This window comes from Helicobacter pylori oki112, from assembly GCF_000600085.1.
In the GTDB taxonomy this organism is placed as follows: domain Bacteria; phylum Campylobacterota; class Campylobacteria; order Campylobacterales; family Helicobacteraceae; genus Helicobacter; species Helicobacter pylori_CY.
The window spans coordinates 519,486-536,891 of record NZ_CP006821.1 but is presented as its reverse complement, the minus strand read 5'-3'; the positions used below and the strand labels follow the sequence as shown (position 1 = coordinate 536,891).

15 protein-coding genes and 1 pseudogene are annotated in these 17,406 nt (G+C 39.8%); 3 read left to right on the top strand and 13 right to left on the bottom strand.

The window, feature by feature from the left end:
• Window positions 1-22: 22 nt before the first annotated feature.
• The 5 genes and pseudogenes from lpxB to cdh form a co-directional block, all read right to left on the bottom strand.
• Window positions 23-1,105 (bottom strand): lipid-A-disaccharide synthase, encoded by a 1,083-nt coding sequence (gene lpxB / locus HPOKI112_RS02595; RefSeq protein WP_025275795.1) that lies wholly within the window; start codon window positions 1,103-1,105, stop codon window positions 23-25.
• Window positions 1,105-1,566, bottom strand: coding sequence for a nickel-binding protein Mua (gene mua, locus HPOKI112_RS02590; protein ID WP_025275794.1), 462 nt, complete (start codon window positions 1,564-1,566; stop codon window positions 1,105-1,107). The genes lpxB and mua overlap by 1 nt, the downstream gene beginning before the upstream one ends.
• 6 nt (window positions 1,567-1,572) lie before the next feature.
• Window positions 1,573-1,926 (bottom strand): hydrogenase/urease nickel incorporation protein HypA, encoded by a 354-nt coding sequence (gene hypA / locus HPOKI112_RS02585; protein WP_000545282.1) that lies wholly within the window; start codon window positions 1,924-1,926, stop codon window positions 1,573-1,575.
• A gap of 58 nt (window positions 1,927-1,984) precedes the next feature.
• On the bottom strand, window positions 1,985-4,141 hold the full coding sequence (gene flgE, locus HPOKI112_RS02580; protein ID WP_000946397.1) for a flagellar hook protein FlgE: 2,157 nt from the start codon (window positions 4,139-4,141) through the stop codon (window positions 1,985-1,987).
• Between the two features lie 208 nt (window positions 4,142-4,349).
• Window positions 4,350-5,215: pseudogene (gene cdh / locus HPOKI112_RS02575) on the bottom strand (CDP-diacylglycerol diphosphatase); the annotation flags it as partial.
• A gap of 188 nt (window positions 5,216-5,403) precedes the next feature.
• Here cdh and HPOKI112_RS02570 point away from each other — a divergent pair.
• Window positions 5,404-5,733 (top strand): zinc ribbon domain-containing protein YjdM, encoded by a 330-nt coding sequence (locus HPOKI112_RS02570; RefSeq protein WP_025309710.1) that lies wholly within the window; start codon window positions 5,404-5,406, stop codon window positions 5,731-5,733.
• Between the two features lie 38 nt (window positions 5,734-5,771).
• Here HPOKI112_RS02570 and HPOKI112_RS02565 read toward each other — a convergent pair whose 3' ends face one another.
• From HPOKI112_RS02565 to HPOKI112_RS02555, 3 genes are all read right to left on the bottom strand, one after another.
• Window positions 5,772-5,987 (bottom strand): hypothetical protein, encoded by a 216-nt coding sequence (locus HPOKI112_RS02565; RefSeq protein ID WP_001206520.1) that lies wholly within the window; start codon window positions 5,985-5,987, stop codon window positions 5,772-5,774.
• 84 nt (window positions 5,988-6,071) lie between these two features.
• Window positions 6,072-6,947 carry a twin-arginine translocation signal domain-containing protein gene (locus HPOKI112_RS02560; protein ID WP_025309709.1) on the bottom strand — a complete coding sequence of 292 codons (876 nt, stop codon included), beginning with the start codon at window positions 6,945-6,947 and terminating at the stop codon, window positions 6,072-6,074.
• 149 nt (window positions 6,948-7,096) lie between these two features.
• A complete protein-coding gene (locus tag HPOKI112_RS02555) occupies window positions 7,097-8,623 on the bottom strand; it encodes a catalase (protein ID WP_025309708.1) in 1,527 nt (508 codons plus the stop codon).
• A 323-nt stretch (window positions 8,624-8,946) separates the two neighbouring features.
• On the opposite strand from HPOKI112_RS02555, the gene HPOKI112_RS02550 reads away from it, so the two are divergent.
• Window positions 8,947-11,322: a TonB-dependent receptor gene (locus HPOKI112_RS02550; protein WP_025309707.1), complete on the top strand. Its 2,376-nt coding sequence runs from the start codon at window positions 8,947-8,949 to the stop codon at window positions 11,320-11,322.
• An 11-nt stretch (window positions 11,323-11,333) separates the two neighbouring features.
• Here the strand turns inward: HPOKI112_RS02550 and ruvC are convergent, their stop codons facing one another.
• Entirely contained in the window at window positions 11,334-11,816 is a 483-nt protein-coding gene (gene ruvC / locus HPOKI112_RS02545; RefSeq protein ID WP_025309706.1) for a crossover junction endodeoxyribonuclease RuvC, read from the bottom strand.
• A 133-nt stretch (window positions 11,817-11,949) separates the two neighbouring features.
• Here ruvC and HPOKI112_RS02540 point away from each other — a divergent pair, with 133 nt between their 5' ends.
• Window positions 11,950-12,681 carry an NYN domain-containing protein gene (locus HPOKI112_RS02540; RefSeq protein ID WP_000646752.1) on the top strand — a complete coding sequence of 244 codons (732 nt, stop codon included), beginning with the start codon at window positions 11,950-11,952 and terminating at the stop codon, window positions 12,679-12,681.
• 147 nt (window positions 12,682-12,828) lie between these two features.
• On the opposite strand, the gene HPOKI112_RS02535 is transcribed toward HPOKI112_RS02540, so the two are convergent.
• The 4 genes from HPOKI112_RS02535 to hofC form a co-directional block, all read right to left on the bottom strand.
• Window positions 12,829-13,017, bottom strand: coding sequence for a hypothetical protein (locus tag HPOKI112_RS02535; protein ID WP_001885564.1), 189 nt, complete (start codon window positions 13,015-13,017; stop codon window positions 12,829-12,831).
• Between the two features lie 123 nt (window positions 13,018-13,140).
• Window positions 13,141-13,539, bottom strand: a complete 399-nt coding sequence (locus HPOKI112_RS02530) for a hypothetical protein (protein WP_229763330.1) — start codon at window positions 13,537-13,539, stop codon at window positions 13,141-13,143.
• A gap of 652 nt (window positions 13,540-14,191) precedes the next feature.
• Window positions 14,192-15,589: an outer membrane beta-barrel protein HofD gene (gene hofD / locus HPOKI112_RS02520; RefSeq protein WP_025276776.1), complete on the bottom strand. Its 1,398-nt coding sequence runs from the start codon at window positions 15,587-15,589 to the stop codon at window positions 14,192-14,194.
• Window positions 15,590-15,661: 72 nt separating this feature from the next.
• Window positions 15,662-17,248, bottom strand: coding sequence for an outer membrane beta-barrel protein HofC (gene hofC / locus HPOKI112_RS02515; protein ID WP_025275786.1), 1,587 nt, complete (start codon window positions 17,246-17,248; stop codon window positions 15,662-15,664).
• Window positions 17,249-17,406: the final 158 nt, after the last annotated feature.

Genomic DNA, 17,406 nt, shown 5'->3' with positions numbered 1-17,406 from the left:
TCAGTAGAGATTATAGTAAAAATTAAGTTAAATTCAGCAAAAAAGCCATTTCATTAGCGATTTTTCTCGCGCTCCCAGTGGCTAAATATTCCCTTAATCTCAAACTTTCTTTAAAATAGCGTTCTCTATCCATTTCTTCATACGCTTTTAACAAACCCTCTACGCTCAAAAAATGCTGGATCAATTCCGGGTGCAATTGGCTCTTCCCAAGCCCTGGAGTCTCATTATTTAAGGCGTTATAAAAGATGTTCGCTAAACCTATATAATGCAAATTGACAAGCATTCTAGCGATCAAAAAATCCATCGTTTTAGCCCTATACGCTAACACAAAAGGCGTGCCAATCAAAGCGGCCTCTAAAGTCGCTGTGCCGCTGCAAATGAACGCAAATTCCGCTTCAAACAAACTTTTATGCGTATCATAAGAAATTTCAAATAGTTTAATGTCTTCTCCATAAAGGGCTTTCAAATCCAACCCCTTAAAGAAACTCGGCACCACCAACACACGCCTTTTAAACCCTTCGTTTTGTTCTAAAATTTGAGCCGCTTTGACAAACAAAGGGAACATTTTAGCGATTTCGCTTTTTCGGCTTCCTGGCATAAACACTAGAGTTTCGCCCTTAATATCTTTTTTATAATATTTAATCTCATCTAATAAAGGGTGTCCTACATATTGGGCTTTTTTTTGGTAATAACTCACTTCAAAAGGCAAAATCGCTCCCAAAAAATCGCAGTATTTTTCAAGACTTTTAGCGCGCCATTTTTTCCATGCCCAAACTTGCGGTAAAATATAATACATGATTTTTTTATGCGGATCTTGTTTTTTGATTTTTTTGGCTAGGGGGATATTGAAAGAAGAAGAATCCATTAAAAGCACCATATCCGCTTGTTTGGCTAATTGGACCATTTCTTTATGGGCTTTGAGTAAAAACCCCAAACGGCCTATCACATCTCTAAAACCCATGACAGAAAATTCCCTAGGGCTATAGAGCGCGTTTTTCCCTTCAAACACGCCAATAAAACGATAATCTTTAGGCAAATTGCGCCGTAACTCCTCTAAATGAATATTAGAGCTCGCTTCTAAAGCGCTCACTAAAATCGTGGGCATTATTTGTCTTTCAAAAGGTTTTGGACTTGATAGAGCTTGATTTCTTTATGCAAATCCCTTAATTCAATTTTAAGCAACGAATTTTCAAAATCTTTTTTAGAGAGATGGTTTTTTAAAAGCCTGTTTTCGCGCAAAACGCTGCGGTACTGCAAGTAAATCCCTTCATCAAACACGCGCTTACATGGTTTTGCCATGATAACCTGATTATCACTAGTGAAAACCTCCACCTCTTCAAGGGCTTTAGGGAAAATCCATTCTTCTCCTGTGTTTTGCGTTTCTTTGTTTGAGTGGGAGTTTTCTTTTTCTGATTTTTTTTGATAGATTTCTTGCTTCAAACCTTTTAAAACGCTCTTTTTCTTACGCAAGATTTCTTGGACTTGCTTCAATTCCAAACGGATTTTTTTTAAAACTTCCCTAGTGTCTTCAATTTCTTGCTGGTAAGCGTTCAATTCTTCTTGCATCGGTTTTTATTCCGCTAACATTTCCAAAGACAACAAACGCATTTCATTGCCTTGAGTGATGACTACATTCTTGCTGTGGCATTTCTCACACACCCCATAATCTAGGGCGTTAGGCTTAAAAACATGCGAACAATCCTTGCATTCTAATTCAACCTTTTCATCTACAATGTCTAAAATAGCGTCTTTACACACCAAAGATTCTTCTCTAAAAGTCTCAAACGCGCTCACAAACAAGCTCTTATCCATAGCGCTTCTTTCGCCAATACCGACTACGACTCTTTCAATCTTATGGGCTTGATTTTTCTTTGCATGCTCTTCGCAAAGAGCGATTAAAGAAGAAACGACCGAGTATTCATGCATACTAAACCTTAATCTTTAAATTAGTCTCTATTATATTGTATTAGAGTAATCCTTTAGTTTATTGCTTAAGATTCAATAGGGTGTTAAGGATTTGATCGGATGTGGTTACCGCTTTAGAGTTCGCTTGAAACCCCCTTTGAACCACAATCAAATTCGTTAAACTCCGGCTCAAATCCACATTACTAGACTCTAGTTTGGATCCTGAAATCGAACCCCTACGCCCCGTATTAGCCGCACCGATTAAGGCTTGCCCTGAGTTTCCGGTTTGAGAAAAGACATTGCCTCCCAAAGCCTGTAAGCCCGCATCGTTAGCGAAATTCGCTAAAGCCACTTGAGCGAGCGCTAAAGTCCTGCCATTACTGAACGCTCCTAAAAGCACCCCGTCTGAATCAAAGCGGACATCCATCAAATCGCCTGCTTGATAGCCGTTTTGCTCAATCGCATAAGTTTCAGAAATCTTATCCACGCTCGTTAGCCCATCAAAACTCCCTGAGGAACCAAAGGCTAAATTGATGCGTTGGGGGGCATCAGCGCCATTTTTAGGGTCAAATTGCAAAAGAGGCGGGTTCATGCCTGCAAGCGATCCATCGTTATTAAAATGCAAACGGCCTCCTTCAAACACATTAGGCCTAGCCGCTGACCCCCCTACTAATTCCCCAGGCTCAGGCACGATCACCCTAAAATTCCATTCCGCTCCCCCACTCCTATAAAACTCAATGCGCATGGCGTGTTTAGTGCCTAAGCTGTCTATCACATCAATGCTTGTCGCATGCGTAGCGTGGGTGAATTTAGAACTGCTCGCTGACGCTCCCCCCTCAATCAAAGAAGCGGTATTAAGCCCTTTCATCGCGTTTTTAAATAAAACATTGTTCGTTACGCTGTCTGAAGAATACCCGCTCACAAAGATATTAAGATTTTCTTTAATGACATTTTTATTGTCTTTATTGTTGATTTCAAACATGCCGTATTGATTGACGCTAACCCCTATAGAAGCCGCTGAGTCTTGGTAATTGTCCGCTAAACTAGGATCTTTAACGATATTAGCGTCATGCTGGATTAAGGCGCGCAAGTCTTCAGTGGTCCTAAACTGCCCAATATCCGCATTAGGGCTGATAGAATGCGTGTAGCTGTATTTGAAAGCCGTTACATCTTTATCGCCGTCTAAAAAGTTAGCGAACGCTCCGGTCCCGGCTTGAGTAACCACAATGTTTTTAAGCTTTTCATCGCCGTCTAATTCATTGGTGTTTTCCAAACGCAATTGCTTGCCGTCCAAATAAGCTTCAATGCCCGTTTGGCTTTTGACCGCATTGATCGCATTTTTCGCCGCTACTAAGCTTGAAGTCCTGCTCACCGCTGAATCGTTCGTGAAAGAAATCTTAACCCCATTCAACTCAAGCGTGCTGTTTTCTGCAGAAGGGAGAATGTCTTTGACCATTTTCGCGCTTTTATAACTCACCCAAATCCCTTGATTTTCATTCAATAAAAGAGCGTCGCCATCTTCATTGTATAAAGATCCCATGTCTTCGGCGACTTGAGCAAGATTCGTGCCTGAATCATACACCGGATTAATGCCATCTGAAGGGGTTTTGGCTGAAGAATCCAAAGCAAATATCGCCGCTGTTTGATCGGCATGCCTTCCAGCGTTTAAATTCGCCCTCATAGAAATGCGGTTGCTCGCTCTGGCTGGCATCACCATTCCCGGATCAATTCTAATGTTTTCTAAAGGGCCGGTGTTATCCACTTTTAAAGCGTCCGTATCGCTCCCTTTATTGCCGGTATCGCTCCCGTTTCTCACCCACCCTTGCACCACAAGCCCGCCGGTGGTAACCAAACTCCCTTGCGAGTCAAAAAGGAACTCCCCATCTCTAGTGAAATTGCGCGTGATCCCCCTATCAGGGCTAATGATAAAAAAGCCATCTCCTTGAATCGCTAGATCGGTTTTGACATCTGTGTTTTGGATATTGCCTTGTGAAAAGATTTTAGTCGTCGCATCCACGCCTACCCCAAGCCCCACAGAAAAGTCATTCTGCCCTGCTAACCCGTTTTTATAGGGTGCGGTAGCGATGAGCTTGACTTGAGAAAGCATATCCACAAAAGAAGCCCTAGAATATTTAAAACCAGTGGTATTCACATTCGCAATATTATTACTCTCAATATCCAAAGCGATTTGGTGGGCTTGCATCCCATTGACACCAGACCATAAAGACCTAAGCATGGTTATCCTTTAATTTAAAGAAATTCAATCTATGCAAAATAAAGCAAAAGTTGTTCCTAAATAGCTTTTTAGAATGATTGATTGCGGATTTTAAAGTTTTGTTAATCAAAAAGATCGGTCAAATTCACAAAGGGATAGGGGTTTTTGTAACACTACCCCCATAACGCTTTTTAAAAGTTATCGCTCAAACTTAAGAATCTAACTTACCTTAACGCAAAATCGCGCATTCATGATCTTGAATCTCTTCGGCTGAAGCGCGATTGGAAGTTAATGGGTTAAATCGTGTCGCTAACAAGACAAAGGAGTTATCGCTTTGTTGCACCACCGCCAAGCCATAGTCTCCCATGCGTTTGCGCGCGTTAGGCATTTCTTTGGCAAGCATGATAAAGGGGCTTTTTTGTGCCAATTCGCTTTCTGTTACCCGACGCGCCAAATATTTATGCCCGTTCAAGCCACCTGATAATGGCGACCAACGGCTGTTGATTTTTTTTAGATTATTATCCAGCTGTTTACGCGCTTCAAGGCTAATGCAAGAGATATGGATATGGAAATGGTTTTGCGATCGCCCCTTATGAGAGTTAATCGTCAAAGAGATCGCGCTATCAGGAATGGGTTTGCCGTATTTTTTACTCATAAAATCCCGTGCTTGCCAGGATAAATAAAAAAAGTTAGGCGTTGAAAGATCAAGCAACAAAGGGCTTTCAATACCGCTAATGTGAGTTGTTGGCATCAACAAATACTGCAACGGGCCGTTAATATCTTTTAAAACCACATAACCGGCATCGGGTTTGACTTCTATGCATGGCGAAGGATTCTGATTTTTCTCATAATTAGGCAAACATTTCTCAAAAACAATCTTACGCAACACGTTCGGATCTTTAGCGTTTAAACTCATAACAACGATAGTTATCATCGCTAAAAAAAGAAAGCCCGCTTTTTTCATCTTTTTTGCTCCTTGTTTTTAATGAGAGTTTTTACAAACCCTCTTGTTATTTTTCTACAATAGTGGTTAAAAGCTTTAATTATTATGATTATTTTAACGAATTTTAACTTATTAGTAACATTTAGTAACCTAAAAAATTTAAATTGATGGCATTAAAAAATGCTAAAAGAATTTTTTAAAATATTAAATAGCTTGCACTAAGCAGGTGATAATTTTTCATCAAGCGATCTTATGGGGTTGATACTTATCACAATAAAGCGTTTTATAACCTTGATTTAGGTAATATCATTATACTGATACCACAATAAGGACAACTATCGTGCAAGATTTACCCCCATGCCCTAAATGCAACGACGCCTACACCTATCATGACGGCACGCAACTGGTTTGCTCTAGCTGTTTGCATGAATGGGATGAAAATGAAGCTAATGATGAAGAATTGATCGTTAAAGATTGCCACAATAATCTTTTACAAAATGGGGACTCAGCCATTCTCATTAAGGATTTAAAGGTTAAAGGCTCATCTTTAGTGCTTAAAAAAGGCACCAAAATCAAAAATATCAAGCTCGTCAATGGCGATCACAATGTGGATTGTAAAATAGAAGGGCAGAGTTTGTCTTTAAAATCTGAATTCCTCAAAAAAGCTTAAAAATAAGAAAGCTTAAGGACTTTTTAGTCCTATAACAGCTACTTTTTAGAAAAAATCAACTTATCCAGCTTGAAAAAAATCACCGCTCCAATGGTTTGCCCCAAGAAAAGATTGAGCCACAACGGAAAATTGAAATAATAGAAAATCTCCATAAAAGGCAACATCACCAACGCACTCAACATCCACCTAAGCCAATAAACCAAAAACAGCTTAGAAGCGTATTCTGTGCCAAGTTTCTTAAAAAATTCTCGCATAAAGATAACCCTCTAAACCCTTTTTGCAAACTCTCCCTAAAAAGGAAAGCTCACTATCAAGGAATATTTCTAAATTTCATGCCCTTAGACAATTGTATAGGACACTCTTTTTTCAAAAAGTTTGCTCTCGTAATTGCCTAAATCCCTACCATCTACAAGGGCAAAGGCATCGCCAAAAGTCGCCAATAAGGCAGAATCTAACTGCATGTCTTTATGGCGATTCAACGGGATAAAAACTTCCTTGTGATTATTTTGAAAATCAAACGCTAAAAACGAATCCTTCAAATACACTTCTACCCTAGAAGCGTTCTTCACCACGCTGTTTTGAGCCAATTTCAAGCCTTGCACTTCAGCGCTTTTAATCCCACACGCATGGCATAAGGACACAAACATGCTCTCTTTGGAAATGGTTGCAAACCAAGGCAAACTCTCGCGTTTAGGCAAATTTTCTTTACCCTCTAAAGCCTTCTGTCTTTTAGGCATCTCATGCTTGATGAACGCATAAAAATTACGAACGCTTTCTTTAGGGGTTGTTCCCTTGAGCTGGTTGGCAATGTTAGCCACGCTCGCATCATCTCTTTCATAACGCCCCATTGCTACAAAATCGCTCGTTTCAAACAAACGCTCGTTCAATTGATAGCTAGCGATCTCATAAGACAAATGGGCTTGCTTTTTTTGAGCGCTTCTTGAAAAATCCACTTGCAAATAAGGCACGCCAAAAGCAAGCATGCTCTTATAACTGGCATGATTGCCTTGTAAATGCACATTGCTCGCTACAACACTCGGCATGGGAATGAAAAGTGAAGTGTGTTCTGCAGAATCAAAATCAATGCTGTATTGAGCTTCTATTTTATATTTTGCAACACTCCCTTTGCTTTCTTCTGCCTGCAAAATCTGCGCTCCTAAAACAGCACCTGTAGCGCCTAAAGCCGTCGTTTTAATAAAATCCCTTCGTTTCATAACTATAACTCTTTATTGTAATTTTTAAATCCGTTGAATGAATGAAAAAGTAGGACACACCACCAACCCTAAAGGGTTGATAAGTATCCAAAAACCTAAATTTTGAAAGACAAAGCATTCCTAAAAATAAGAACGCTCAAAGAAAAGGGTTACTTTTTCTTTTTCATGTGGTGCATGTCTTTTCCATGCATGTCATGCATGTCTTTCATCATTTTTTGGTGTTTTTCAAGAGCTTTTTTAACTCCCTCAGCGTATTTGGGGTCAGCTTTCTTGAAATGCTCCAATTGTTTATCCACAATTTCCTTATGGGTAACATGAGCTAAAGACTCTCCAATAGTGTCATACAACCTTTCTTTTTCATCAGCTGGCAATGAGCGGTAGTAATCACCTGGTTGGGTGTAGTAATCGCTATCATCAGCTCTGTAATCCCAATTCCACACTTCAAACTCTTTCTCAATATGAGCTAAGTTGAACTTAGGATCCCTTGCACTTTTATCTTCTTTATAGCCAGGCAATGAGCTAGGCGTATAGTTTTGTAAGGCACCATAATACCCATTTTGCATGTAACCATCTCTGCTAGAAGAGTGGAACGGGCATCTTGGTTTATTGACCGGTATTTGAGCGTAATTAACGCCTAAGCGGTAGCGGTGTGTGTCCCCATAAGAGAACAAGCGCCCTTGTAACATCCTATCAGGGCTATAGCCAATTCCAGGAACGACATTAGCCGGTGTGAATGCTGCTTGCTCCACTTCTGCGAAATAGTTCTCAGGATTTTTATTCAACTCTACAATGCCCACTTCCATCAATGGATAATCTTTGAGATACCAAATTTTAGTCACATCAAACGGATGGAATCGATACTTTTTAGCATCTTCTTCTGGCATCACTTGAATGCTCAATTTCCATTTTGGGAAATCCCCTCTAGCGATCGCATTGAATAAATCCCTTTGATTGGAATCAGGATCATGCTTTCTGATTTCTGCGGCTTCTTCATTAGTCAAGTGCTTAACGCCTTGCATGGTTTCAAAGTGGAATTTCACCCAAAAGCGTTCGCCTTTAGCGTTGATAAGGCTGAAAGTGTGGCTGCCAAAACCATCCATGTGGCGGAAAGATTTAGGAATACCCCTATCGCTCATAACCCATGTTACTTGATACAAACTTTCAGGAACATTACTCCAAAAATCCCACACCATGTCGGGGTTAGGCAAATTGGTTTGAGGATCTCGTTTTTGAGTGTGGATGAAATCAGGGAATTTGATCGCATCACGGATAAAGAAAACAGGCGTATTGTTCCCTACTAAATCCCAGTTACCTTCTTCAGTGTAATACTTCATCGCAAAACCTCTAGGGTCTCTCACCGCATCCGCAGCGCCTCTTTCCCCTGCCACAGTAGAAAATCTGAAAAAGCATTCGGTTTTTTTGCCCACTTTAGAGAAAATTTTCGCTTTAGTGTATTTAGTGATGTCTTTAGTCACGGTGAAAGTGCCATAAGCTCCGCTTCCTTTAGCATGCACCACCCTTTCAGGGATCCTTTCTCTGTCAAACGCCGCTAACTTTTCCAAAAACCAAGTGCTTTGTAATAAAACAGGACCTCTAGGGCCAGCCGTAATCACATTGTTGTCATCCCAAACGGGAGCGCCAAAAGCAGTGGTTTGTTTCACATCTTTATTAACCATCTTTTTTCCTTTATTTGATTTTAAATCTTCGTAATCTAACACTAAGCCGATTACTTGTGGTTATTATTACATAATTTGTTATGCAAAGATTAACAAGATTCAATTTCCTTAAAAAATCCTTTTTTTTAAGAATGAAAAACCCCCTTAAGTATTTCTATTTGTAACAATTAATGAAAATAAGAAAGATTAAAAACAAAATTTTATTTTTAATCTGGTTTTAATAATAATTATCATACTATTCTATCTCAATGCATTGACGGATTTTGTTTTTTTTTTTTTTTTGATTTTTATTTTTGAATTTTTAGATTAAGGAGAGTTGTTGGATGTTTTTAAGATCATACCCAAAGCTTAGATACGCTTTATGTTTCCCCCTACTCGCTGAGACTTGCTATAGCGAGGAGCGCACTTTAAATAAGGTTACCACCCAAGCTAAAAGGATTTTCACTTACAACAATGAGTTTAAAGTAACTTCTAAAGAATTGGATCAACGCCAAAGCAATGAAGTCAAGGACTTGTTTAGGACTAACCCTGATGTGAATGTGGGCGGAGGGAGCGTGATGGGGCAGAAAATCTATGTGAGAGGCATTGAAGACAGGCTTTTAAGGGTTACGGTGGATGGGGCTGCACAAAATGGCAATATCTACCACCACCAAGGCAACACCGTGATTGACCCTGGCATGCTCAAAAGCGTGGAAGTTACCAAAGGCGCGGCTAATGCGAGCGCGGGGCCAGGAGCGATTGCAGGAGTGATTAAAATGGAGACTAAAGGAGCGGCTGATTTTATCCCTAGGGGGAAAAATTATGCAGCTAGCGGGGCGGTGAGTTTTTATACCAATTTTGGCGATCGAGAGACTTTTAGATCGGCTTACAAAAGCGCGCATTTTGATATTATCGCTTACTACACGCACCAAAACATCTTCTATTATAGAAGCGGCGCTACAGCGACAAAAAACCTTTTCAAACCCACACAAGCCGATAAAGAGCCAGGAACTCCCAGCGAGCAAAACAACGCTTTAGTTAAAATGAATGGCTATTTGAGCGACAGAGACACGCTCACTTTCAGCTGGAACATGACACGAGATAACGCTACACGCCCTTTAAGGAGTAACGCTATAGGGTTAGCCTATCCTTGTGAAGCCCCTTTTAGCCCTGATAGTTCTCAAGGGTGTCCTAATGTGTTGGATAGTTTCACAAGATACTTGTATCACTCCGTCAATACCGCCAACAATCTTTCCTTACAATACAAAAGGGAAGCGGGAAATTCTTTTGGCGACCCACGATTAGATTTTACCCTTTATACAAGCATTAGAAACGCTCAGTTTGATCCCCTATTTGATCCTAATGGCGTTTATGCTAGATTCCCCACTTCTCAAGCGACCACTTGGGAAAAAGAAAATTACCCATGCGTGGAAGGCGCTTATTGCACCCCAAGCTTTTCAGATGTGGATAAGCCAAGCTCACAGCCTAGGGATTTGTTTTTAAACAACACCGGCTTAAACCTTAAAGTTGCGCATGTGATTGATGAAGCCACAGACAGCCTTTTTGAATACGGATTCAATTACCAAAATTTAAGCGTTTTTGACGCTCGCATCCCTAAATCAGAATTATACAGGCCTAATCAAGTTTATACTGATGATAAAGGGCAAAAACAAATCGCTTGCTCTCTTGTGGATAATAACCCCAATGACCCTACCTTGTGCCAAAGAGGGAAAGCGAACGGGAATATTTATGGAGGCTATGTGCAAGCGAATTACTCGCCTCATAAAATCATCACTTTTGGAGCTGGGGTAAGGTGGGACGCTTACACGCTTTATGATAAAGACTGGAACCACCGCTACACTCAAGGCTTTAGCCCTAGCGCAGCTCTTGTGCTAAGCCCCATTGAGCCTTTATCTTTAAAAATCACTTATTCTCAAGTTACAAGGGGGGTTATGCCAGGAGATGGCGTGTATATGCGCCAAAACGATTTGCGATACGCTAAAAATATCAAGCCTGAAGTGGGCTCTAACGCTGAATTTAATATTGATTATTCAAGCCAGTATTTTAGCGGGAGGGCTGCGGCGTTTTATCAAGCTTTGGATAATTTCATCTCACAATACGCACAAAGTTTGATTGTAACCAATTTAAATCAAGCGATTAGGATTTATGGCTATGAAGTGGGTGGGACTTTTAGATACAAGGGCGTGAGTTTGAATGTAGGGATCTCGCGCACTTGGCCCACCACCAGGGGGTATTTAATGGCGGATAGCTATGAGCTTGCCGCAAGCACCGGTAATGTTTTTATCATCAAATTGGATTACACCATTCCAAAAACAGGGATCAATCTTGCTTGGCTTAGCCGCTTTGTTACCGGTTTAGATTATTGCGGGTTTGATATTTACTTGCCTGATTACGGGACGGCTGAAAAACCCAAAACCCCTACCGATTTAGCCAAATGCGGATCCCAATTAGGGTTAGTGCATATGCATAAACCGGGCTATGGCGTGAGTAATTTTTATATCAATTGGAGTCCTAAAACCAAAAGCCACTGGAAAGGTTTGTTGCTTTCAGCCGTGTTTAATAATGTTTTCAACAAATTCTATGTGGATCAAACAAGCCCTTATGTCATGAGCCCGGATATGCCAGGCACTGACGCTATTAAAAGAGCGATCGCAGAGCCCGGGTTTAACGCGCGTTTTGAAGTGGCTTACAAATGGTAGTTAGTGGGGTTTTAATCGTTGCATTGCGCATGCGTGCGTTGCGCATGCGTGATAGCAACGGCTATCGCATCGCTAATATCCAAAGGCTTGATTTCGCTTGTGATGTTAAGCAAGCGTTTGACCATAAAGGCTACTTGCTCTTTAGCGGCTTTCCCGTTACCGGTTAGGGCTTTTTTGACTTGTAAGGGCGTGTATTCGCTAAAATTACCGATCCTTTCTAAAATCTTTAAGGACAACGCTCCCCTGAATTGCGCGAGCTTGATCACGCTTTTAGGGTTATACCCAAAGAAAATATCTTCAATCGCTACTTCATGGACTTCGTAACGATCCAATAAGCAATCTAAAGCTTCTATCAAATCTAAAATCTGTTCTTGCAAGCGTGTCGTGGTGATGTTAATGAACCCGGCCGTGATTAAAGAAAGCTTGTTAGAAGTGTGAGAGATGATAGCATACCCGCATTTCCTACTGCCCGGATCTATTCCTAAAATACGCATCAACCATTCCTGTTTATTTATCGCAAGGTTTAAAAAACGCTATTATTATATCCATGTTTCTTGTTAGCGCAAAATACAAGATTGCATTAAGAACTTTAAAAAAATTAGCCTATAAATAAGGGAGCAATAATAAATGAAAGCAAACACAATCATACTAGTGGATTGGGAGAATTTCAGGCGCGATATTAAACAAACAAAATGCGTTAATTATAATATCGCTTTAGATGTGATCGTTACTATCAGGGCTTTTTTACTAGATGATGAGAAGATCAGTCGTATTTACTTTTATACCACCCCACCCTTTGATTTTGAACATGCGTTATGGGATAAGAGGAATGACACTCTCCAAAATGAAAAAAATCCGGGAACAGAAATGAAAATCTTCACAAGCAACGACATTGAAGAGATCTTACAAAGCAGTGAAGCGACCAAATGGGAGAAGATTTATAGCGATGTGGAAAATTTCCAACACGATCTAGCTTCATTGGATCAAGTGGAATTGAGGTTGGGGAGGACTAAGTTAAACGCAATAAGAGTGGAGTTTGATGGGAGTTATAGGGCGTTATTAGAACAAAAGCAGGTGGATATGCTCATGGGTCTTGACATTCAAAGAATAGCCTTTAAAAAAATAGCCGATAGGATTCTTATCTTTTCAAAAGATACGGATTTAATCCCCGCGCTCAAATTAGCCAGAGATGAGGGGCTAAGAGTGGATATTGCCGATTTGTCTAACCGATTGTCTCTCCTTAGCCAGGATTTGAAATACAATTCGGATAAAGTGAGGAAATTGAGCAGTAACGAAGTCAAAGACAAGCTTTTTTCCATCAGAGAAAATCTCACTAAAACCAACTGGGCTTTAAACTAAAAATCAACAAAGTTCTAGTAACGATGCAAACAGAGTAACCAAAATTTCTTTTTTTAAAAAGTTAAAGAAATAAAACAAGGAGTCAATCCAATCCGATTGATTTAAAAATACCAAAGATCTAACCAATTAATAATCCTCTTCTTTGGGTTATGGGAGTTTAAAATGGAGAGTCTTACTACCTTTATCGGTTTGGATTTTAATCTCCATGAGATTCTTGCAATCGTATTCTATTATCAGAGATTCTCCAAATTTAAGCGTAAACATAGCGGTTTTTTTGTCTGTGAGTTCTTGGAGTTTTTTTTGCACTTGTGGGAGTTGTTCGTTTATATCATTCATTTCGACTAGAGCAGATTTGTTCTCATCTAAAAGCTCTTTAACCTTATTTTGCAATTCTTCAATTGATTGTTCAATAGAACTTAAAAGGCTTTTTTTAAGGGATTCAAAATTAAGATCATTATCTCAAGTATAAGAATCTTTATGTTCATTGAGCCAATGGATTAACGCCGAATAATCGTCAATATCTTTTACATCTTTATAGTATTTTTGAAAATTAGCAATTTCATTTTGATACTCTTGGATCGTTTTTTCATTGTCAGCGATGGACTCTTTATCACGATCAAGTTCCTCGAACAATTCAGGCACTCCTTCTTCAAGGTCTTCTAAATCTTTTAAATCCTTACTAGTGTGAGAACAATTCCCTCTATTAAACTGAATGTTTTGGATTTCTATGTTGTCTGTTTTAGAAATGATTGTCAGTTTGTTTTTATGGAGTCTTGTTTCAATGGGGATTGCATCATCTTTGCCACGCCAAGCTGATATGAGACTGATTAATCCCTTACCTAATGATATTACAATCAATAAAGTCAATAATACTTTAGCGCTTGTCTTCATTTTACAATTATCTTTCAATATCCATTGGTGGTTTTTTATCATTGGACATGGCAAAACCAAAAATTATCATTAATATTAAGCCCACTTTTTGCATTATACCAACATTAAAACCTTTTATTGTAAGTTTTATCTCAAATAGTTTGAGTATAGTAGACTTAGCTTAAGCGAGTTCTAAAAATTTTAGGGCTGTTGGAGATGGTTGGGCCTTAAAAAGCACATTAACCTTAGCAAATCCTTGGTAACAACTTGCGTTTTAGTCCTTGGCATGTTGAATACCAATAAAGATAAATTACTATCGCTTGCATTAGGGTGAGTGCTTTGGCTTAAATTTTTCGTTGTGGCTGGTTTTAGGCTTTCGGCGATCTTAGCGTCGTTTTTAAAAAGCTTATGAAATCCGCTCGCTATGTCAATGTATTCTTTAGCTTTGGGGGTGGTAAAGACATCATCTTTAAACTCGTTTAGCTTGTTGAAAAACTGCGTAGGTGTGGTGTTTTTTTTAGTGTATTAAATATTGAATAATAAATTTAAATAAGGCTTTTTGAGTATTAATATTTGATTGGAGCAGAGCCTTTCAATATTTTAAAAAGGCTAATCAAAAATATCCATTAAGGATAAAATGCTAGTAAATCCTAAAACCATAAGTGATATTAAACATTATATGGCTCCTGTCAGAATACACATTGTGTGTTAAAGGTTGCGTGCCAGGCCCGTTAGGATCGGTTGGAACATACATGCCACAATACCCAATACAATAGCCTTTTTTGGTGATATTGCCATAATACTCTAGTTTCAAATCCATTCTAATATTATACTTATTAGAAAAATAACTCAAAAAGAGCGCGAGACTCCTTTCATCAGCCCTTGGGCTATCCGTCCAACGGCCTAAAATTTTCCAACTAAACCCCCTATATTGTGAGCCTACATATAAAAACCCGTTAATAACATCAGCGCCAACGATATTATTGATTTCTGCATCATAAATACTATTCGTCCAAATGTTATACCCCAAAGGGTCGCCATAAATACCTATATCGCCATTAGCGTTACCGATATTTTTATAGACACTGCCCCCAAATTGCCACTTATTATAGTAAAAACGGGTGCGGAAGAAATAAGTTTGCCCGCTCTTTCCTAACGGCACTTGTTGGAAGAGGATAATATCATTTTGATTAGCCGGAGTGGCAAAAATGGGGAAAAACCCCACGAAAGTACCTACAAAACGAAAACCCTTATTGTTGAAATTAGGGTTGGTGTCATAAGTGATATTAATGCCTGGCGCATACATTCTTTGAAAAATCGCATAAAAATAAGGGTTGATTTTTAGGTTGTCTTTTTCATATTTCAAATCAGCTATCATTAGAGCCTTACCGCTTGTATAGTAACGCCCAAAATACCAAAACCAGTCGCTTGACGCTGAAGCCCTAGCGTCTGAATACATCACCCTTAACCTAGTGTCTTTATATTTGACAAAGCCTTCAACCCCTTGAGTGTAAGAAGTGAACCAATCATACTCTTCAGCATCATAGCGCCCCCCTTTCACGCCAAAACTGAATTTGTCTTTTTTGTAGTTGTAGCTCAAAAAAGCGTTATGCACCATGGCTAAACGAGGTTTTTGCACATTTAAACCGCTATGTCCCGCATACCAACCAATATATTGCCAAAAGATACCCGCCCCAAAAGGATCGGTCCTAGAGCCGGGCTGGCCGTTAGGGATATTGTTGCCTTGATAGGCGGTAGAGTCATAGGGGAGTGCTGCCATCATCGCCCCCACTTCCGCTCTCAAACCCTTGTATAAACCCATGCTCAAATTAAATTCGCCGAGCAAAGAAGTGTAGCTACCTGTAGGATAAATGTCTTTAGAAGGCTGGTATCTTTGGTTGTTAAAGCCAAACTTGGTATAGCTGCTCACCTTTCCAACAATGCTCATGTTGAATTTATAAGCTTGAAGTTTGGATAAAAAGAGACTAGAAAAAAGCAAAAAAAATAGAGAGTAAGAAAAATATTTCTTAATTTCCAAAACCCTAACTCCCAAAGATATTAAAATAAAAATACAAAAAAGGCATATATAAGAGATAGGGGGAGAACTCTCTTAGAAGCTGTAACTAATGTGTGTCATCAAATGGCTTCTATCTTGAGTAATACTCTTTTTAATGCCACCCATGTCTTGAGGACCTTGTGCAAACGCAGAAGATTCAAACAAACCATTATTCAAGTTAAGCGGCTGACCGTTTGGCCCAAGGAAACCGGTTCCAGGGTTGTAACCCGCACGAATTTGGAACTCTAACCATACGAGTTTGAGACCCGCTTTAACATGTTTGCTGAACTGATAGTCTAGATACATACCAATACCATATTCCAATGCCCTTGGAGCGGTAGTGAAGCGTTGGTAGAGACTCCAACTGAACTTACCATGCTTGCCTCCACCTTTAACATACTCAGTGAACGCGTCAGCATCGGTAATGTTGTCGATCCCTGCAAACCCTAAGCTGTAGATACTGCCAACCCATTGTTCGATACCATCCACAGCGATGATGTTACCCCAAGTACCTAAGTTCATGTTAGGGTTACCGATGTTGAGATAAGCACCACCAACCACAAAGTAGTTGTTAATGTCTATATGGTGGCGTAAAAAGAGCGTCGCACCACCAGGACCTTGCAAGCCACGCCACTTACCATTATCCAAGAACGGATCCCAAGTGTTATAACGAGCGGGTGCGTAACGGCCGTATTCAGCGTTATTCCAACGATAGTCATACAACACATAAAAAGTCGTTCTATTTCTCATGCCCATACCGTTAAACTCAGGATTGGTATCGTATTCTATTTTAGCACCAGGCAATGTGCCTACTTCTGGGATAAGATACACATAAGGGTGAATCATTAGATTCTTTGTAGGGCGATAAATAATACCCGCCTTATGAATACCCCAAGGCTTTTCACGATAGATAGGGAACAACCACTGACCGTCAGCGATACCACGACCCCAAGAGCTAAAGAGCAAGAATTTCATCTTATTCGTAAGCTTGAAAGTCCCATAAAAACCTTGGAACAATTGGTAAACCCAATCCATTTGCTCCTGCTCCGTAACGTCAAAGCGCCCCATGACCATATGGACTCTGTCGCTGTCATAGGTCAAATTCGCTTTATAAACTTCATAGCGCCTTGAGCCACCAGGCAAGTAGGCGTTAGCCGGGTAGTAGTTAGGGAACAAGCCGTTCCACTCACCCATATATTCCCAACCAATACCTCTAGGGTTAATGATACCACCTGGCCCTGATTGCTGCCACATTTTAGTGGCATTCATACAAAGACTCATAGAATCAGTGCCGCAAGAAGTTTTATCCCAATAGCTTGGGGGGGTAAAATCCTTTGCCCACCTGTCATACCTAGTGCTATCATAAACTTGTCCGCCCAAAACACCGCCTAAATTCACGGTCCATCCCCTACCTAAATGCACAGACCCCTCTAGCTTACCCGTAAGGTTAACAAAAGTCTCTGTAGGATAGATACCTTTAACAGGGTTAATGGGCGAATGGTTAAAACCCACTTTAGCAAAATTGATAAAATCTCCATGCACTTCATAAGTAACCGCCCCTAATGAACCCGTAGTGAGCAATAGTGGCAAGGTAAAACGCTTTAGCAATGCAGCCGCAACTTTTCGTTTCTTTAATTTCATTCCTCTTCCTTACTTTACCTGAGAATAGATAAATTACTCTGTAGAAATAATTGTAGCATAAAAGAATATAGATTTAGTTTAAAATCAAGCTAATTTTTCTTAAAAATCACAAAATTTAAAACACAAGTTTATCCTTAAAAGCTTGCTGATGAGCATGC